At 73.1% G+C, this 18,580-nt stretch carries 15 protein-coding genes; 4 read left to right on the top strand and 11 right to left on the bottom strand.

What is annotated here, in order from left to right; genetic code table 11:
• Positions 1-25: 25 nt before the first annotated feature.
• The 10 genes from treZ to ABD979_RS15540 form a co-directional block, all read right to left on the bottom strand.
• Positions 26-1,843, bottom strand: a complete 1,818-nt coding sequence (gene treZ, locus ABD979_RS15585) for a malto-oligosyltrehalose trehalohydrolase (RefSeq protein WP_345508416.1) — start codon at positions 1,841-1,843, stop codon at positions 26-28.
• Entirely contained in the window at positions 1,843-4,287 is a 2,445-nt protein-coding gene (gene treY / locus ABD979_RS15580) for a malto-oligosyltrehalose synthase (protein WP_345508415.1), read from the bottom strand. Before treY ends, treZ begins: the two co-directional genes overlap by 1 nt.
• Positions 4,284-6,455: a glycogen debranching protein GlgX gene (gene glgX, locus ABD979_RS15575; RefSeq protein ID WP_345508414.1), complete on the bottom strand. Its 2,172-nt coding sequence runs from the start codon at positions 6,453-6,455 to the stop codon at positions 4,284-4,286. Before glgX ends, treY begins: the two co-directional genes overlap by 4 nt.
• A gap of 167 nt (positions 6,456-6,622) precedes the next feature.
• Positions 6,623-7,663, bottom strand: a complete 1,041-nt coding sequence (locus ABD979_RS15570) for a siderophore-interacting protein (protein WP_345508413.1) — start codon at positions 7,661-7,663, stop codon at positions 6,623-6,625.
• Positions 7,660-8,577, bottom strand: coding sequence for an ABC transporter ATP-binding protein (locus tag ABD979_RS15565; RefSeq protein WP_345508412.1), 918 nt, complete (start codon positions 8,575-8,577; stop codon positions 7,660-7,662). Before ABD979_RS15565 ends, ABD979_RS15570 begins: the two co-directional genes overlap by 4 nt.
• Position 8,578: 1 nt before the next feature.
• Positions 8,579-9,718 carry a FecCD family ABC transporter permease gene (locus tag ABD979_RS15560; protein WP_345508411.1) on the bottom strand — a complete coding sequence of 380 codons (1,140 nt, stop codon included), beginning with the start codon at positions 9,716-9,718 and terminating at the stop codon, positions 8,579-8,581.
• A gap of 5 nt (positions 9,719-9,723) precedes the next feature.
• Entirely contained in the window at positions 9,724-10,797 is a 1,074-nt protein-coding gene (locus tag ABD979_RS15555; protein WP_345508410.1) for a FecCD family ABC transporter permease, read from the bottom strand.
• Complete coding sequence (locus ABD979_RS15550; protein WP_345508409.1) at positions 10,797-11,855, bottom strand: iron-siderophore ABC transporter substrate-binding protein; 1,059 nt, start codon at positions 11,853-11,855, stop codon at positions 10,797-10,799. Before ABD979_RS15550 ends, ABD979_RS15555 begins: the two co-directional genes overlap by 1 nt.
• Before the next feature lie 200 nt (positions 11,856-12,055).
• Positions 12,056-12,814 (bottom strand): SDR family oxidoreductase, encoded by a 759-nt coding sequence (locus ABD979_RS15545; RefSeq protein WP_345508408.1) that lies wholly within the window; start codon positions 12,812-12,814, stop codon positions 12,056-12,058.
• Complete coding sequence (locus ABD979_RS15540) at positions 12,814-13,959, bottom strand: acyl-CoA dehydrogenase family protein (protein WP_345508407.1); 1,146 nt, start codon at positions 13,957-13,959, stop codon at positions 12,814-12,816. The genes ABD979_RS15545 and ABD979_RS15540 overlap by 1 nt, the downstream gene beginning before the upstream one ends.
• A gap of 93 nt (positions 13,960-14,052) precedes the next feature.
• Here ABD979_RS15540 and ABD979_RS15535 point away from each other — a divergent pair, with 93 nt between their 5' ends.
• Together ABD979_RS15535 and ABD979_RS15530 are read left to right on the top strand one after the other, a co-directional pair.
• Positions 14,053-14,700 carry a TetR-type transcription factor C-terminal domain-containing protein gene (locus ABD979_RS15535; RefSeq protein ID WP_345508406.1) on the top strand — a complete coding sequence of 216 codons (648 nt, stop codon included), beginning with the start codon at positions 14,053-14,055 and terminating at the stop codon, positions 14,698-14,700.
• A 4-nt stretch (positions 14,701-14,704) separates the two neighbouring features.
• Positions 14,705-15,271, top strand: a complete 567-nt coding sequence (locus ABD979_RS15530; RefSeq protein WP_345508405.1) for a 2'-5' RNA ligase family protein — start codon at positions 14,705-14,707, stop codon at positions 15,269-15,271.
• Here ABD979_RS15530 and yczE read toward each other — a convergent pair.
• The gene (gene yczE, locus ABD979_RS15525) at positions 15,179-15,919 is read right to left on the bottom strand and encodes a membrane protein YczE (RefSeq protein WP_345508404.1); all 741 of its coding nucleotides are present in this window, start codon (positions 15,917-15,919) and stop codon (positions 15,179-15,181) included. The genes ABD979_RS15530 and yczE overlap by 93 nt on opposite strands.
• Positions 15,920-15,979: 60 nt before the next feature.
• On the opposite strand from yczE, the gene yczR reads away from it, so the two are divergent.
• Both yczR and ABD979_RS15515 read left to right on the top strand, forming a co-directional pair.
• A complete protein-coding gene (yczR, locus tag ABD979_RS15520; RefSeq protein ID WP_345508403.1) occupies positions 15,980-17,419 on the top strand; it encodes a MocR-like transcription factor YczR in 1,440 nt (479 codons plus the stop codon).
• Between the two features lie 252 nt (positions 17,420-17,671).
• Positions 17,672-18,532, top strand: coding sequence for a magnesium transporter CorA family protein (locus tag ABD979_RS15515; RefSeq protein ID WP_345508402.1), 861 nt, complete (start codon positions 17,672-17,674; stop codon positions 18,530-18,532).
• Positions 18,533-18,580 lie beyond the last annotated feature (48 nt).

Genomic DNA, 18,580 nt, shown 5'->3' with positions numbered 1-18,580 from the left:
CCCGGACGGCTGCCCGACCCGGCGCTCACACGGTGCGCAGCACCGCCACGTCGTGGCCGTCGAGGCGCACGCCCTGGCCGTCGACGATCGGCGAGCGTCCCCACGAGGCGAGCACGTGCTCGACCTCGCCGGAGAACGGCACCTGCTGCGACCGGCCGGCGAGGTTCGCGACGACGTGCACGCGCCCGCGGCTCACGACGATCCAGCGGGCGTCCTCGTCGAAGCGCACCGAGGTGGCCCGCAGGTCGCCCGACGCGACGTCCGGCTGGCTGCGCCTGACCTTGATCAGCTCGCGGTAGAAGTGCAGCATCTCGATGTGGCCGGGCGCGACCGGCTCGCGCCAGTCGAGCACGCTGTCGGCGCGCGTGGCGGGGTCCTGCGGGTCCGGCACGTCGGCCTCGTCCCAGCCGTGCGCGGCGAACTCGGCCCGCCGTCCGGAGCGGACGGCGTCGGCGAGCCACTCCTCCTCGAAGGAGGTGAAGAACGCGAACGGGGTCGAGGCCCGCCACTCCTCGCCCATGAAGAGCATGGCCGTGAACGGGGAGAGCAGGTAGAGCGCGGCGCCCACCGCCTGCTGCCCGGGCGAGACCTGGGCGCTGATGCGGTCGCCCGTCGCGCGGTTGCCCACCTGGTCGTGCGTCTGCAGGTAGGCGAGGAACCGGTGACCCGAGTGGGCCTCGGGGTCGACGCGCGCACCCCACCGCTCGCCGCGGAAGGTCGACATGCGCCCGTCGTGCAGGAACGCGTCGGTCAGGGTCTTGGCGAGCACCGAGACGGGCCCACCCTCCGGCCAGGCCTCCGTGCCGCCCGCGAAGTCGGCGTAGTACCCCTGGGTCTCACCCGTCAGGGCGACGTGCAGGGCGTGGTGGATGTCGTCGTCCCACTGCGCCGTCATGCCGCGACCGCCCTCGGCGGTCGGTGTCACCATCACCGCGTCGTTGAGGTCGCTCTCGGCCACGAGGTCCAGCGGTCGGCCGAGCTCCGTTGCGAGGGAGGCGGTCTCGTCAGACAGCTGCGCGAGGATGTGCGGCTCCGACTCGTCGCGCAGCTCGTGCACGGCGTCAAGACGCAGCGCGTCGACGTGGAAGTCGCGGAACCAGCGCAGCGCGTTGTCGACGATCCAGCGCCGCACCTCGTGGCTGCCGTCGGCGTCGAGGTTGACCGCCGGGCCCCACGGGGTCATGTGGGTGTCGGTGAAGTAGGGCCCGAACTCCGCCAGGTAGTTGCCGGTCGGCCCGAGGTGGTTGTAGACCACGTCGAGGCAGACCCCGAGGCCCCGCCCGTGGCACGCGTCGACGAAGCGCTGGAAGGCCGCCGGGCCCCCGTAGGCGTGCTGCACGGCATACGGCGCGACCCCGTCGTAGCCCCACCCGTGCGTGCCGCCGAACGCCGCGACGGGCATGACCTCGACGACGTCGACGCCGAGGTCGACGAGGTGCTCGAGGTGGGCGACCGCGGCGTCGAAGGTGCCCTCGGGGGTGAACGTGCCGACGTGCAGCTCGTAGACGACACCCCCGAGGATGCCGCGACCGTCGCGGGCGCCCCGCCAGGACGCGTCGGACCACGCGTGCGCGGACGGGTCGAAGGTGCGACTCGCCCCGTGCACGCCGTGCGGCAGCCAGGCCGACCGGGGGTCGGGCCGCGGGTCGCCGCCGTCGAGGCTGAACGCGTAGTCCAGCTCGTCGTCGGTGGGGCGCTCCCACGACCACCAGCCGCCGTCCTGGGCCACCATCGGCGCGCGAGCGGCCGCCGTGGTCGGCTCGAGCCCCGGTCCGCGCAGGCGCGTGGCGACGACCTCGACGCCCGAGGCGCCCGGCGCCCACACCCGGATGCTGCCGGCCATCAGGCCTCCTCCTCCGTGACGCGGACGAGCAGCGCGACGGGCAGGCCCGCCCGGCCGTCGTCCGAGGCGCTGACGAGGTCGGCGAGCCGCACGGTGCCCTCGTCGAACGTCCGTGCCGACACGACGTCCGACCAGTGCCCGGACGGCAGGACGACGCTCGCGTCGCCGAAACCGCCCCCGTCCGCCAGCCGGCCCGCGAGGCGCGTGGCGACGACGACGACCTGGACTCCCTCGGACGTGCCGCGCCCGAAGGCGATCGCGTGCTCGGAGCCGGTCTCGAGCGCGACGTAGGTCGCGTCGGTGCCGGTGAAGCACTCGGGCCACTCGCGGCGGGTGCGTAGCGCGGCCGCGGTGACGAGCAGCTTCTCGTCGTGCAGGTCGGCGGGCTCCGCTCCCCCGTCGAGCCGCGCGAGGCGGTCACGACGCTCGCCGTAGTCGACGAGCCTCCGGTTGTCGGGGTCGACGAGCGAGAGGTCGACGAGGTCGGTGCCCTGGTAGACGTCGGGCACCCCGGGCATCGTCAGCTGCACGAGCTTCTGGCCCAGCACGTTGGCCCGCGCCTCGGTCGCCGTCGACGCCACCCACGCCTCGACGTGCTCGGCGACGGCCGGCGTCGTCACGATCCCCGTGACGAACCGCTCGACGGCGGCCTCGTAGGCCTCGTCGGGCTCGGTCCAGCGGGTGTGCAGCTTCGACTCGCGAATCGCCTTGAGGGCGTATGCCTGCAGGCGCTCCTCGCTGATCGGCCACGCGCCGACCACGTTCTGCCAGAGGAAGTACTCGGTCAGCGCGTCGAGCTCCTCGGCGCGGACGTCACCCGCGAGCTCGCGGGCCCGGCGCACCCAGGTGGCCCACGCGTCCGGACGCTCGGCGAGCACGAAGAGGCGTGCTCGTACGTCCTCCGCACGCTTGGTGTCGTGCGTCGAGAGCGTCGTCATCGCCTGCGGCCACTCGGCGAGCAGGGTCTGCGCGAACCGGTGGAAGTCGGCCGCCGGCACCCCGACGAGCGTCGGGTCGCCACCGACCTCGTTGAGGCCGACGAGCCGCACGTGGCGGTAGTAGGCGGTGTCCTCGATGGCCTTGGCCATCGCCGGTCCACACGTCTGCTGGAACCGGACGACGAACTCGTCGGCCGCCGCGCGGTCCTCGGCGCCGCCCTGGCCGAGGGCCAGGTCGAGCACGCCGGTGACGGCGGCAGGGTCGAGCTCGCCGACGACGTGCGCGCCGCGAGAGGCAGCGGCCTGCAGCTCGGCCGCGTCGTCGGCGTGCGCGGGCGTGCCCGGCCGGAGGTAGACGCGGTAGCGCTCCATGCCGACGAGCATCGCCTCGACGACGGTGCGGGCGGCCGGCCCGTCGAGGTCGGGCCGGGCGCGTGCGACGAGGCGCAGCAGGCGGCTCACCTCGGTGGCGAGCATGACCTGCACGACCCAGCGCTTCGACTCGGCGACGATGGCCTCGAGGTCCTGCCGCTCCCCGAGCAGCTCGGCGGAGAGGTCGTCGAGCGGCGCGGCGCCCGAGGGGTCGACGAAGAGGCCGCCGACCCGCAGCATCGCGTCGTAGCCCGTCGTGCCGGCCGTTCGCCACGTCGGCGGCAGGGTCTCGTCGCCCTCGAGGATCTTCTCGACGACGACCCAGGCGTCGCCCGTCTCGTCCCCCAGCCGTTCGAGGTAGCCCTCGGGGTCGGCGAGGCCGTCCGGGTGGTCGATGCGCAGCCCGTCGATCGCGCCCGACCGGATGCCGTCGACGAGCAGGGCGTGCGTCGCGTCGAACACCTCGGGCTCCTCCACGCGCACCGCGATGAGCGAAGTGACGTCGAAGAAGCGCCGGTAGTTGAGCTCGGAGTCCCCGACCGTCCACGAGGCGAGGCGGTAGTGCTGACGCGCGAGCACGTCGGCCAGGGGCGCGGTCACGTCGGTGCCCGAGGCCACGGGGAAGACGTGGTCGTAGTAGCGGACGACGGCCTCCCCCTCGTGCTCCCCGAGCTCGAGCTCGCCGTCGGCGAGCACGTCCTCGAGCGAGGACCCGAGGACGGGCATCAGGATCTTCCCGTCCTGGGCGTCCCAGTCCACGTCGAACCACGTGGCGTATGCCGACGCCCGGCCCTCGCGCAGCACCGACCACAGCGGGCGGTTGAGCGAGAGGGGCGTCGGGGTCGTCATGTGGTTGGGCACGACGTCGACGACGACGCCGAGGCCGGCCGCGTGGGCCGCCTCGACGAGTCGCGCAAAGGCCTCGTCACCGCCGAGACCCTCGGCGACCCGGGTGTGGTCGACGACGTCGTAGCCGTGCTTGGAGCCCGAGGACGCCTGGAGCACCGGGGAGAGGTAGAGGTGGGTGACCCCGAGCGTCGCGAGGTGGCCGACCCGGGCCACGGCGTCCGCGAGGGTGAAGTCCGGCTCGAGCTGGAGCCGGTGGGTCGATACGGGCGCCGTGGCGTACCTCACGCGGAAGCCTCCTCCGTCATGCCGGGGACGGTGGTCGTGACGACCTCGCGCGGGCAGCGCAGCACCACGATGCTCCGTGGCTGCACCTGGATCTGCCACGTCGGCTCGAGCGGGGTGCTCTCGACGAGCGCCAGCGCCGTGTCGATGACCGGGACCCACTGGGCGCCCCACTCGTCGTCGGGCAGCGTGAAGGTCAGCGCGTCGTCGTGCGCGTTGAACATGACGAGGAACGAGTCACCGAGGATCTGCTGGCCGCGCGGGTCGGGCTCGGGGATCGCCGAGCCGTTGAGGAAGACCATGAGCGACTTCGCGCGGCCGTCGCTCCAGATCTGCTCGTCCATGTGGGCCGCCTCGGGAGTGAACCAGGCGATGTCGCCGAGCTCGCTCTCGCCGCCGTGGTCGGCGCTGCCGGCGAAGAAGCGACGCCGCCGGAACACCGGGTGCTCGCGCCGCAGCTTGACGAGCGACTGGGTGAAGGCGAGCAGCTGCTGGTCGTCCTCGTCGAGCACCCACTGGATCCAGGAGATGTCGTTGTCCTGGCAGTAGCCGTTGTTGTTGCCGCCCTGCGTGCGGCCGAGCTCGTCGCCGTGCAGGAGCATCGGCACGCCCTGCGAGAAGAGCAGCGTCGTGAGGAAGTTGCGCTGCTGGCGCAGGCGCAGCTCCCTGATGCCCGCGTCGTCGGTCGGGCCCTCGACGCCGCAGTTCCACGAGCGGTTGTGGCTCTCGCCGTCGTTGTTGCCCTCGCCGTTGGCCTCGTTGTGCTTCTCGTTGTAGGAGACGAGGTCGCGCAGCGTGAAGCCGTCGTGCGCCGTGACGAAGTTGATCGACGCGATCGGCTTGCGACCCGAGTGCTCGTAGAGGTCGCTCGATCCCGTGAAGCGAGAAGCGAACTCACCGAGCGCGCCCCCCTCGCCGCGCCAGAAGTCGCGGACGGTGTCGCGGAACTTGCCGTTCCACTCCGTCCACAGCGGCGGGAAGTTGCCGACCTGGTAGCCGCCCTCGCCGACGTCCCACGGCTCGGCGATGAGCTTGACCTGGCTGACGACCGGGTCCTGCTGGATCAGGTCGAAGAAGGCCGAGAGCTTGTCGACCTCGTGGAACTGGCGCGCGAGCGTCGCGGCGAGGTCGAAGCGGAAGCCGTCGACGTGCATCTCGGTCACCCAGTAGCGCAGGGAGTCCATGATCAGCTGGAGCACGTGCGGGCTGCGCATCAGCAGGCTGTTGCCGGTGCCGGTCGTGTCGTAGTAGTGCGTGAGGTCGTCGCTGACGAGCCGGTAGTAGCTGTTGTTGTCCAGGCCGCGGTAGGCGAGCGTCGGGCCCATGTGGTTGCCCTCGGCCGTGTGGTTGTAGACGACGTCGAGGATGACCTCGATGTTCGCCGCGTGCAGCTCCTTGACCATCGCCTTGAACTCGAGCACCTGCTGGCCGCGCTGCCCACCCGCCGCGTACTCGTTGTGCGGGGCGAGGAAGCCGATGGTGTTGTAGCCCCAGTAGTTGCTCAGGCCGCGGTCGACGAGCGGCGCGTCCTGCACGAACTGGTGCACGGGCATGAGCTCGATGGCCGTGATGCCGAGGTCGCTGAGGTGCTTGATCATCGCCGGGTGCGCGATGCCGGCGTAGGTGCCGCGGATCTCCTCGGGGATCTCCGGGTGCAGCATCGTCAGGCCCTTGACGTGGGCCTCGTAGATCACCGTCTCGTGGTACTCGTGCCGCGGCGGGCGGTCGTCGCCCCAGTCGAAGAACGGGTTGACGACGACCGAGTGCATCGTGTGGCGCACGCTGTCGTCGGTGTTGGTCTCCGTCGTCGTGGCCGCGTCCTCGTCACCGAACGTGTAGGAGTAGAGCGACTGGTCGTTCTCGGCCTGGCCCTCGATGGCCTTGGCGTAGGGGTCGAGCAGGAACTTGCTCGGGTTGCAGCGGTGACCGTTCTCGGGGTCGTACGGGCCGTGCACGCGGAAGCCGTAACGCTGCCCCGGCTGCACGTAGGGGACGTAGCCGTGCCACACGAACCCGTCGACCTCCGGCAGGTCGAGGCGGGTCTCGCCGAGGTCGTCGTCGAGCAGGCAGAGCTCGATGCGCTCGGCCACCTCCGAGAAGACGGCGAAGTTGACTCCAGAACCGTCGTAGGTCGCCCCGAGGGGGTAGGGCTTGCCGGGCCAGATCTCCATGGACCTTCTTTTCCGTCATCGGTCGTGGCGCGGACGCCACGGCGCCACAGGTGGGGCGTCGAGCGGACGACAGTGGCCGCAGTGCGCATTGTCTCCTGCCGTGGCCGGTCGTGCGCAAGACCGGCCGTATGCCGGTCGGCGCGCCCTGCGGGCAGGCTGCGCAACGGTCAGCTGGGGCGTCCGTGCTTCCAGTACCCCATGAAGGCCACTTGCGGACGCGGCAGGCCCGCCTCACCGACGAGCAGGCGCCGGCACGCCTTGACCGTGTCGGAGTCCCCCGCCACCCACGCGTACGTGTCGTCGGACCCGAGGGGCGCGGCCGCCGCGACCTCCTCCCCCGACGAGCTGTGGACCGGGGTCTCCCAGACGTGCTCGTCGAGCTCCCCCGGCAGCGCGCCGGCACCCGCACCGGCGAGCCCGAGCGACGGCGGCTCGGCCGCCGTGCGCCCTTCGGAGTCGAGGCGCAGGCAGGCGCGCAGCCGCTCGAGCGTCTGCTCGCCCCGCGGTCGCCCCCCTCGCACGATGCGGTGCACCTCGATGCCGGCGGGCAGGCACACGTCGGCGGCGTCGAGCGCGTCGGGCACCTCGACGACGGCCACGCCCTCGACGTGCGGCGGGAGGGCCTCGGCGATCGAGGCGAGCGCGGGCAGCGCCGTCTCGTCGGCGACGAGGACGAGCCGGCTGGCGGAGCCGGGCCGGAACTCGATGCCGCCGAAGCCGTCCTCGCACCCGCGCCGCGGGGCGATCAGGCCGATCTCGTCGCCGACAGCCGCAGCCGCGGCCCAGGCCCCGGCCGGACCCACGCCGCCGTCGCCGGGACCCACGTCGCCGGACCCTCCGTGACCGGCGCTGCCGTGCAGCACGAAGTCGACGACGAGCTGTCGTTCGGCGCCCTCGCCGACGACGGCGCGGGCGGTGTAGGTGCGCAGGACGCCGCGGTCGGCCTCCGGCAGCGCCAGCCACGCGGCGTACCAGCCCCGGGCGTCGAGGTGCGCGGTCACGCACGAGCGCCCCGGAGACGGCACGAGCAGCTTGACCCGCTGGTCGAGCGTCGGGCCCTCGGGCCCGAGGTGCTCGAAACCGTCGCCGCCCAGACGGATCCGCACGAAGGAGGGGCTGAGCCGCTGCACGTCGCGGACGACGGCCGTGAGCAGCAGGACCGGGTCGGCCGTGGCAGTGCTGGAGGTGGTGGTGGTGTCGGTCGTCACGAAGGGGTTCCGCTCTGCGAGAGGGTGGACGCGGACGGGGAGCACATCGAGACCGGCGAGGCCGACACCGGCACGACGAGCGGGGAGCCCGTGACCGGGTCGGCGATGACGCGGCTGTCGAGGCCGAAGACGTCGCTGACGAACTCCTCGTCGATGACGTCGCCGGGTGCGCCACTGCCGACGAGGCGCCCGTCGCGCATCGCCACGACGTGGTCGGCGTAGCGGGCGGCCAGGTTGAGGTCGTGCAGCACCATGACGACCGTGGTGCCGCGCGTGCGGTTGAGCTCACGCAGCAGGTCGAGCACCTCGACCTGGTGCGCCACGTCGAGGAAGGTCGTCGGCTCGTCGAGCAGCACGACCCCGGTCTCCTGGGCGAGGGTCAGCGCGATCCAGACCCGCTGGCGCTGACCGCCGGAGAGCTCCTCGACGTGCCGGTCGGCGAGGTCGAGCACGCCGGTCGCCCGCATGGCCCGGGCGACGGCCTCGTCGTCGGCCGGTGACCAGCGCCGCACGAGCGTGTGGTGCGGGTGGCGACCGCGGCCGACGAGGTCGACGACCGTGATGCCCTCGGGGAGCGGCGGGCTCTGCGGCAGCAGCGCGATCCGGCGCGCGACGTCCTTGGGCCTCAGCGACCACACGTCCTGCTCCTCGGCCTCGCCGGTGAGCAGCACCGCGCCGGCGGTGGGTCGGAGCAGTCTCGAGAGGCCGCGGAGCACGGTGGACTTGCCGCACCCGTTCGGGCCGACCACGACGGTGACCCTGCCGGCCGGGACCTCGAGGTCGAGACCCTCGACGACCCGGCGACCGTCGTAGGCGAGCGTGACGCCGCGCGCAGATAGACCGGCGGCCGTCGCTGGCCCTCCGGCGTCGGCAGGTGCTCCGACGGGCGTGCGGTCACGGGTGGTGGCGGTCATCTCAAGCCCTTCCGGCTCGTCCGGCGGCCACGACGACCGCGACCATGAGGGGCGCGCCGAGCGCACCCGTGACGACGCCGACCGGCAGGTTGACGTCGGGGATGAGGTAGTCGCCGGCGAAGTCCGACAGCACGACGACGACGGCACCGACGAGGGCCGCGGCCCACAGCGACGGCCGTCCGCCGCAGAGCCGGCGCGCGATCGGGCCGGCGACGAAGGCGACGAAGGCGATGGGTCCGGTCGCGCTCGTCGCGGCCGCGGCCATGGCCACGGCGACGAGCAGGCCGAGACGCGCCCGGCCGGCCGGTGCGCCCAGGGTCGTCGACACGTCCTCACCGAGCTCGGCGAGGCGCATCCAGGCCGAGCAGGTGGCCAGGAGCGGGGCGAGCACGGCCAGCGAGAGGGCGAGGAGGCCGATGACGGGCCAGGTGGCGCGCGCCAGGGAGCCGGTGAGCCAGACGAGGGCCGCCTGCGCGTCCTGGACCGAGGTGCGGGTCATGACGAGCTGGATGACGCTGGCGAGCAGGGCGGCGATGCCGATGCCCACGAGGACCATCCGCTGCCCGGCGAGGGCCGTTCCCCGGGCCACGGCCAGCATGAGCAGGCTGACGGCGAGGGCGCCGGCGAGCGCGGCGGCCGGGAGCCACAGGCCCTGCGCGTCGAGGACGGTCAGCGCGACGACGGCGGCGGCGGAGGCGCCGAGGCTGATCCCGATGATGTCGGGGCTCGCGAGCGGGTTGCGCAGGGTCGTCTGGAACATCGAGCCCGCGGCGCCGAACGCCGAGCCGGCGAGGGCACCGAGCAGGGCGCGCGGGAGCTTGGCCTCCATGACGATGAACGACGCACCCGGCGCGTCGGGGAGCATCTCGCCGCGCAGGATCGGCAGGAGGTCGGCGAGCGCGACGACGTAGTCGCCGAGCAGCACCCGCACCAGCACGGAACCCACGGCGGCCACACCGAGGCCCGCGAGCACGAGCCGCACCCTCCGCGCCGGGCGCAGCCGGGCGCGGCGCACGCGGGAGACGTCGGCCGCCGGGACGGGCGCGGCCGGGGTGAGCGGTTCGACCCCAACGGGGCCCGCGACGGGGCCCGCGACGGGCGTGCTGCCGGGCGCGGTGCCCGTGGCCGGCGCCGTGGACACGCCGTTCACAGGCTCGCCATCCGTCCCCGGCGCACGAGCACGACGAAGAAGGGCACCCCGACGACCGCCGTCATGATGCCGGCCTGGACCTCGCTCGGCCTCGCGACGAGGCGCCCCACCGTGTCGGCGAGGAGCAGCAGGGTCGGACCGGCGACGAGGCAGACCGGGACGATGCGGCGGTGGTCCGGGCCGACGACGAAGCGCGCGACGTGCGGCACGACGAGCCCCAGGAAGCCGACCGGCCCGGCGAGGGCGGTGGCCGCGCCGCAGAGCACGGCGACCCCCACGGCGACGGCGACGCGGGCGAGCACGACGTTCTCGCCGAGGCCGCGGGCGAGGTCGTCGCCGAGGGCCAGCGCGTTGAGCCGGCGCACGGCGAGCAGCACGACGACGAGGCCGACGACGACGAAGGGCAGCACGGTCATCACGAGGTCGAGCCCGCGCCCGCCGATCGTCCCCACCTGCCAGAACCGGAACGCGTCGAAGGACTGACGGTTCGACACGAGCAGGCCGGACGACCAGCTCGTGAGGCCCGCCGTCACGGCCGCCCCCGCGAGGGTGAGCCGCAGTGGCGTCACCCCGCCACCGGCGAGGCCGGCGAGCGCGTGGACGAGCACCGCCGCGACGCCCGCGCCGGCCATGGCCCACCAGACGTAGCCGGTCAGGGAGCCCACCCCGAAGACGCTGATCGCCACGACGACCGCGAGAGCCGCCCCCGCGTTGACGCCGAGCAGGCCCGGGTCGGCCAGCGGGTTGCGGGTCAGGCCCTGCATGGCGGCGCCTGCGACGGCGAGGGCCGCCCCGACGAGGACGCCCACCGCGGTGCGCGCGAGCCGGGCATCGACGATGCCCCGGTCGTCGATGCCGTCGCCGTGGCCGAGGAGCACCTGCACCACGTCTGACAGCGGGATCGGCTTGGACCCCAACGTGATCGAGCAGACGAGCGCCACGAGCAGCAGCCCGGCGAGCACGGCGGTGACGGCGACGGCGCGACGACGCGCACCCGACCCCGGCCGCGACGGCGGCACGGGCGCCGGGGCCGCCTCCCCCACGCGCTCGACGGTCTGCGGGCTCACCATCAGGAGGCTGCGGCCTTGTCGGCTGCCGCCGCGACGAGCGGCACGAACAGCCTGGTCATGTAGGGGATCGACAGCGGCGTCGGTGAGCTCATCGTCAGGCCCACCTTCTGGTCCTTGGTCGCGACGAGCGCACCCGACCGGATCGCCGGCACCCGTCCGACGAGCGGGTCCTTCGTCATCGTCTGCACCTCGGAGTCCTCGGTGATGTAGGTGAGGAAGACGTCGGAGTCCAGCGCGGCCGCCTGCTCGGCGCTGACGGTGAGGTAGAACTCCTTGGACGACCTGGCCCGGGCCTCGACGAACGGCGCGTTCTTCATGCCGAGCTCGGTCAGCATCTGGGGCCGCAGGTCGCTCGGGGTGTAGAAGCCGATCTGCGAGAGGTCGGTCGGCGCGACGTAGCCGTAGACGAACGTCTTGCCCTCGAGCTGCGGGTGGTCGGCCCGGGCCTTGGCCAGCGTCGCCTCCGTCGCCCGCTCGACCTCGTCGGCGCGACCCGAGCGGCCGAGCGCCTTGCCGATCGTCTCGAGCGAGTCCTTCCACGGCGTGCCGTAGGCGACCTCCGGGTAGGCGACGACGGGCGCGAGCTTGCTCAGCTTGTCGTACTCGTCCTTCGTGATGCCGGAGTTCGTCGCGAGGATGAGGTCGGGCGCCAGCTTCGCGATCTCCTCGACGGGGTTGCCGTCGGAGTCGTCGAAGCGGGTCGGTGCGGCGCCGACGAAGGTCGCCAGCTGCGCGTCGAACCAGTCGGTCGAGAGCTTCGCGTTGCCACCCCACGACACCTTGGGCGCACCCACCGGGGCCACCCCGAGCGCGGCCACGTGGTCGGCGTCCGACCAGCCGAGGGTCACGACCCGCTTCGGCTCCTTCGTGATCGTGGCCGAGCCGAAGGCGTCGGTCAGGGTGACGGGGTAGGCCGTGGGGTCGGCGCCGGTGGACGTGCCGCCCGACCCGGCTGCGGCGGTCGGGGCGGCGGCGCCACCGGTGGGCCCGGTGGTGCACCCGGCGAGGACGAGCACCGCGGCTGCGGCGGTGACGAGGGCGGTCGTGAGGCGGGACACGTGAGGCGTCTCTCTGTCAGGGGACGGGAGCCCCAGCCGTGCCCGTCGGACATCCTCGGGTGGCTAAGGTAAGCCTCACCTTAGTAAGGGCACCCTGACCTCTGTCAAATGGCGGCCGACATGCGTCCGGGCCCGTGCAGCAGCACGGGCCCGGACGGCATACCTGATCGGCGAGATCACCTGTGGCGCAGGGTGACCCGTCAGAGAGCGCCCCCGAGGGTCACCCCGCCGTCGATGGTCAGGGTCTGCCCGGTGATCCACGACGCGTCGCGGCTCAGCAGGAAGCTGACCGCTCCGGCGACGTCCTCGGGCACGCCGAGCCGCTTCATCGGGTAGGCGCGCACCACCTTCTCCTCACGCCCCTCGTAGAGCGCCTCCGCGAACTTCGTCTTGACGACGGCCGGGGCCACGGCGTTGACGCGCACGTCGGGTCCCAACTCGTAGCCGAGCTCGGTCGTGAGGTGGATGAGCGCCGCCTTGGACACGCCGTACCACCCGATGACGCCGCTCGCGCCCTGCCCGGCCACCGAGGCGAGGTTGACGACCGCGCCGGGGTGGTCGTCGTCACCGAGGCCGGCGGCGACGGCCTTCTTGATCCACGAGAAGGCGGCGACGACGTTGACGTCGAGCACCTTGCGCGCGATGTCGACGCCGGAGTCGAGCATCGGCCCGTAGGCGGGGTTGATGCCGGTGTTGTTGACGAGCAGGTGCAACCCGCCGAACGTCTCGCGGGCGGCGGCGACCACCTCGTCCTGGTGCGCCTCGTCGGCGGCGTTGCCGGCGATCCCGAGCGCGTGCTCCGGGCCGCCGAGCGTCGCGACGGCCTCGGCGAGCGCCTCCGGCTTGCGGGCCGTGATGACGACACGGGCACCCTCGGCGACGAGACGTTCGGCGATGCCGAGCCCGATGCCGCGGCTCGCGCCCGTGACGATGGCGACCGCGCCCTCGTGCACGCCCATCAGAAGCCGAGGTCCCGGCCGATGAGCTCCTTCATGATCTCGTTCGAGCCCGCCCAGATCTTCGTGACGCGGGCGTCACGCCAGGCGCGGGCCACGCGGTACTCGTTCATGAAGCCGTAGCCGCCGTGCAGCTGCACGCAGTGGTCGAGCACGTCGTTCTGCACCTGCGAGCTCCACCACTTCGCCTTGGCGGCGTCGACGGCCGACAGCTTGCCCTCGGCGTGAGCGGCCACGCAGTCGTCGACGTACGCCTCGGCGACCTCGATCTTCGTGACGAGCTCGGCCATCAGGAACTTGTTGTGCTGGAAGGCGCCGATCGGCTGGCCGAAGGCCTTGCGGTCCTTGGCGTACTGGATCGTCTCCTCGAGGATCGCCTTGGCGTGCGCGACGTTGCTGACGGCCGCGCCGACGCGCTCCTGCGGCAGGCGCTGCATCATCGCGATGAAGCCCATGCCCTCCTCGCCGAGGCGGTTCTCGTCGGGCACACGGACGTTCTCGAAGAACAGCTCCGCCGTGTCGGACTCGTCCATGCCGACCTTGTCGAGCTTGCGGCCGTTGACGAAGCCCTCCATCCCGCGCTCGACCATGAGCAGCGTGATGCCCTTGGCGCCCTTGGAGGGGTCGGTGCGGGCCGCGACGATGACGAGGTCGGCCTGGTAGCCGTTCGTGATGAAGGTCTTGGAGCCGTTGAGGACCCAGCCGTCGCCGTCGCGCACGGCGGTGGTCTTGAGGGCAGCGAGGTCGGAGCCGCCGGAGGGCTCCGTCATGGCGATGGCGCAGATGAGCTCTCCGCTCGCCATGCCGGGCAGCCAGCGCTGCTTCTGCTCCTCGGTGCCGAGGTCGACGACGTAGGGCGGGCACACGTCCGAGTGGATGCCGAAGCACGAGCTCGTCGCCGCGTTGAAGCGCGACATCTCCTCGGCGACGACGGCGTTGAAGCGGTAGTCGTCGACGCCCGCCCCGCCGAACTCCTCGGGGATGTCGAGGCCGAAGAAGCCCTGCTTGCCGGCCTCGAGCCAGATGTCGCGCGGGATCGACTTGCCCTCGATCATCTCCTCGGCGCGCGGGGCGAGGGTGCGCGCGACGAACTCGCGCGCCGAGGCGCGCATCGCCTCGTGGTCCTCGTCGTAGATGTTGCGGGGCATGGCGTCCTCCATCGGGCGAGCGGGTGCGTGGCGCGGTACCGACCGGTAACTAAGCGCTTGCTTAGTCTCCCTCCGCTGCGGCATGCTGTCAACGTGCCGCAGCCCACGCAGACGACGCCCCCCGCCCCGGCGACGGCCTCCGCCCCGTCCGCGGATCCGGACGCCTCGACGGTCGACCGGCTCATGCAGGCGGCCGCGCACGCGTTCGCCGACAAGGGCTTCCACGCGACGACGACGCGCGACATCGCGTCGGGCGCCGGCCTGTCGCCCGCCGGCGTCTACGTGCACTTCGGCTCCAAGGAGGAGCTGCTCTTCCACCTCAGCCGGAGCGGGCACGAGTCCGCGCTGCGGCTGCTGCGCGCGGCGATCGCCGCGCACACGACGCCCGCCGACCAGCTGGCCGCCCTGATGGCCCGCTTCAGCGAGTGGCACGTCGAGCAGTACCAGGTGGCCCGCGTCGTGCAGTACGAGCACCACCACCTGACCCCCGACCACCACGCCGAGGTTCTCGCGCTGCGCAAGGAGATGGACTCGCTCGTGCGCGACGTGCTCGACCGCGGGCTCGCGGACGGCAGCTTCACCGTCGACGACAGCGCCGACACCGGCGACACGGCGCTGGCGCTGCTCTCGATCGTCGTCGACGTCGCCCGGTGGTACTCCCCCACGATCCGGCGCTCCCCCGCCGAGATCGGCGCGACGAACGCCGCCCTCGCGCTGCGGCTCGTCGGCGCCGGCCGCTGAGGCGGTGCCGGCCGAGCCGGTGCCGACCGGGGACCGCCCCGAGTGGCGCGGGCACGCCGTGCTGCAGGTCCCGGTGCCGCCGCTCGAGCCGTTCGTGCTCGCCCGCACCCGGCACTACGACCTCGACTACGTCTCGGCGGACCCGGCCTTCACGCACGCGCACGTCACGGCCCTCGGGCCGTTCCTCGACCTCACCGACCAGACGGTCGAAGCGCTCGGACAGGTCGGCGAGATCGCTTCCGGCACAGCGCCGTTCGACTTCACCCTCGACACCGTCGACACCTTCCCGAACGGCATCGTCCACCTCCTGCCGGCCCCGTCGGCGCCCTTCGCGCAGCTGACCGCGCAGCTGGCGGACGCCTTCCCGCAGTGCCCGCCGTATGCCGGCCGGTTCGCCGCCGTCGTGCCGCACCTGACGCTCGACGCCCTGGGCGCCGACGTCTCCGAGGCGTCGACGCGCGCGCTCGTCGCGCCGTGGCTACCGGCCCGGTGCCGGGCCGAGCGGCTCGACCTCGCCTGGTACGAGCCCGGTCGCTGCCGGGTGCTGCACTCCTGGCGCCTCGGCGGCTGAGACCGTCGGCTGCCCGAGGTCGACGGTGAGGCGGGGCAGGAAGAACTGCACGAGCGGACCGATGAGGACGGCATACGCCACCGTGCCGAGACCGACGGGGCCGCCGAGGAGCCAGCCGACCGCGAGCACCGTGACCTCGATCGAGGTGCGCACGAGGCGGATCGACAGGCCGGTGCGGCGCGCGACACCGGTCATGAGCCCGTCGCGCGGGCCCGGCCCGAGCTGGCTGCCGATGTAGAGCCCGCCCGCGACGCCGTTGAGCACGATGCCCGAGGTGAGCATCAGCACCCGCGCCCACGGGGCCTCGGGCGGAGCGATGAGGGCGAGGCCGGCGTCGGCCGCGAGCCCGATGACGACGACGTTGGCCACGGTGCCGAGCCCCGGCCACTGGCGCAGGGGCACCCAGAGCAGCAGCACGAGGGCGCCGACGACGATCGTCACCTGGCCGAAGGTCATCGGCAGGTGGCTCGTGATGCCTGCGTGGAAGACGTCCCACGGGTCGAGGCCGAGCGTCGAGCGGATCATCATGGCCATGGAGACGCCGTAGAGCGTGAGCCCGCCGAGCAGCTGGGTGAGGCGGCGGGGCAGTCGGCCGGCCCGCAGCTGCTGGCGCGGGCTGAGGTTGGCGAGGGGCACGGAGCGGCGCATGCCCCCAGCATGCCGCCAAGTGGACCGACTTCTCAGGTCCAGTCGTGCGACAGTGGACCGGTGCGCACCATCTCCGCCCGATCGCTCGCCCTGCTGCTCGGCCCCGAGCCGCTGCCCCGGCCGGCGTACCGCGGCCTCGCCGACGCCGTCCGCCGCCTCGTCTGCGACGGGCGCCTCCTCGTCGGCACCCGCCTGCCGAGCGAGCGGACCCTGATGACCGAGCTCGGCCTCAGCCGCACGACGGTGGGCGCCGCCCTCGACACCCTGCGCGACGACGGCTTCGTCGTGACGCGTCGCGGCTCGGGCAGCGTCGTGCGCCTGCCGTCCGGGCCCGCCGGACTCGCCCTCTCGCAGGCGGGCCTCATCCCGACCGACGTGCCGCCCGACGTCATCGACCTCACGTATGCCGCCCTCCCGGCCGCGGCGGGCGTCACCGCCGCCTACGAGCACGCCCTGACCGAGCTGCCGCGCCACCTCGCGACCGCCGGCTACGACCCGCGCGGCCTCCCCGAGACCCGCGAGGCGGTCGCGGCGTGGTTCGAGGGACGTGGCTTGCCGACGGACCCGGGTCAGGTCGTCATCACCTCCGGCGCGCACGGGGCGCTCTCCGCGGTGCTCCGCGCCCGGCTCGAGACCGGCGACCGCGTCGTCGTCGAGAGCCCGACGTACCCGAACGCCATCGTCGGCGTGCGGCGGTCGGCCTACCGGGCCGTGCCCGCCCCGCTGACGCCGACGGGCTGGGACGTGGAGGCGATCGCGACGACGGTGCGCCAGAGCGGCGCCCGCGCCGCCTACCTCATCCCCGACCACCAGAACCCCACCGGCCTCGTCATGGACGTCCACACGCGCGAGGCGCTCGGACGGGTGCTCGCCCGGGCCGGGACGACGCCGGTCGTCGACGAGACCTTCGTCGAGCTCGCCCTCGGGGACGAGGACCCCGTGGCACCGTTCGCCGCGACGTCGCGCGACGCGCACACCCTCGGCAGCGCCGGCAAGACGTGGTGGGGCGGGCTGCGGGTCGGCTGGGTGCGGACTCCCCGCGGGGGCGCGGAGGCCGTCATCGAGGCGCGCCACAGCCTCGACCTCGGCACGGCGATCCTCGAGCAGCTCGTCGTGACCGAGCTGCTGCGACAGGGCGATTCACTCCTCATCGAGAGACGGCGAGAGGCCAAGGCCCGGCGCGACGCCCTAGTCGGCTCGCTTCGCCGGCACCTGCCTGACTGGCGCTTCGACGTGCCGAGCGGCGGGCTCAACCTCTGGTGCGAGCTGCCGGAGGCGCGTGGCGACGAGCTGGCCCGGGTGGCCGAGGCGCACGGCATCCGGCTCGCCCGCGGCGGGCAGTTCGGCGCCGAGGGCGGGTTCTCGCGGTGGGTTCGCGTGCCGTTCTGCGTGGCGCCCGACGAGGCCGACGAGGTCGGTCGTCGCCTCGCGTCCGCCTGGCAGGCCGCCCAGGGCGGCCACTGCGGCGGACGGCGCGAGGTGACGCCCCTCATCGCCTGACGTCGGGAGCCCGGGTGGGCTGCGAGACTGGCGGCGTGGGCAACGACAGCGCCGGGCGCATCACCTCCTGCCGGTGGGAGCACGGCAAGGTCGTCGACGAGGGCTTCCCCCTCGAGGACGTCTCCGACCTCCTGCACCGCGAGGACTCCCTCATCTGGGTCGACCTCTGCGAGCCGGACCACGCGGGTCTGCGCGCCCTCGCCGGCGAGCTGGGGCTCGACCCGCACGCCGTCGAGGACGCCGTGTCGGCCGGTGAGCGCCCCAAGGCGACCCGGCATCGCGAAGCACACCTTCCTCACCGTCTACGCGACCCGGCTCGAGCGCGGCCCCGAGACGGAGGCAACCGGCGAGCTGGGAGGCGCGCACCGCGACGGTGCGGCCGCGGACACCGAGCCCGCCGGCCCCGAGTCGCGCCTGCGCACGGCCCGCATCTCGGCGTTCGTGCTGCCCGGCGGCATCATCACCGTCCGCAGCAGCGACGCGTTCGACATGCAGCCCGTGCTCGACCGCTGGAACGACGACCCCGAGCTGCTCCGCCTGGGCGTCGGCGCCCTCGTGCACGGCCTGCTCGACACCGTCGTCGACGGCCACTTCGAGGCGATCCAGCAGCTCGACGACGCCATCGAGGCCCTCGAGGACCTCCTCTTCGACGAGCGCGGCCGCACCCACACCGTGCAGGTGCGCACGTACCGGCTGCGCAAGGAGCTCGTCGAGCTGCGCCGCGTCGTGCTGCCGATGCGCGACGTCGTCAACGCCGTGCTGCGCCACCGCGGCGAGCTCGACCAGCGGCACACCGAGCTCGACGGCTTCTACGACGACCTCTACGACCACGTCCTGCGAGCGGCGGAGTGGACCGAGTCGCTGCGCGACATGGTGACGACGATCTTCGAGACGAACCTGTCGCTGCAGGACGCCCGGCTCAACACCGTCATGAAGAAGCTGACCGGGTGGGCCGCGATCATCGCCGTCCCCACCGCCGTCACGGGCTGGTTCGGCCAGAACGTGCCCTACCCCGGCTTCCAGCAGCCGTGGGGCGTCGTGTTCAGCGCAGCCGTCATCGCGGGGGTTGCCGTCGCCCTCTACGTCGTCTTCCGCCGCAAGGGCTGGATCTGACGCCGGAGGGCCGCGACGCAGTGCGTCCCGGCCCTCCTGTCTGTCGAC

This window comes from Terrabacter aeriphilus, assembly GCF_039542985.1.
GTDB classification, from domain to species: Bacteria; Actinomycetota; Actinomycetes; order Actinomycetales; family Dermatophilaceae; genus Terrabacter; species Terrabacter aeriphilus.
The sequence above is the reverse complement of the archived record's forward strand: the minus strand, read 5'-3'. Positions and strand labels throughout refer to the sequence as shown.

Excerpts from the sequence above, each read along its gene's own strand:
- ABD979_RS15555 (WP_345508410.1), bottom strand. The coding sequence starts at position 10,797 with ATGGTGAGCCCGCAGACCGTCGAGCGCGTGGGGGAGGCGGCCCCGGCG.
- ABD979_RS15540 (WP_345508407.1), bottom strand. The coding sequence starts at position 13,959 with ATGCCCCGCAACATCTACGACGAGGACCACGAGGCGATGCGCGCCTCG.
- treZ (WP_345508416.1), bottom strand. The coding sequence starts at position 1,843 with ATGGCCGGCAGCATCCGGGTGTGGGCGCCGGGCGCCTCGGGCGTCGAG.
- yczE (WP_345508404.1), bottom strand. The coding sequence starts at position 15,919 with ATGCGCCGCTCCGTGCCCCTCGCCAACCTCAGCCCGCGCCAGCAGCTG.
- glgX (WP_345508414.1), bottom strand. The coding sequence starts at position 6,455 with ATGGAGATCTGGCCCGGCAAGCCCTACCCCCTCGGGGCGACCTACGAC.
- ABD979_RS15545 (WP_345508408.1), bottom strand. The coding sequence starts at position 12,814 with ATGGGCGTGCACGAGGGCGCGGTCGCCATCGTCACGGGCGCGAGCCGC.
- ABD979_RS15565 (WP_345508412.1), bottom strand. The coding sequence starts at position 8,577 with ATGACCGCCACCACCCGTGACCGCACGCCCGTCGGAGCACCTGCCGAC.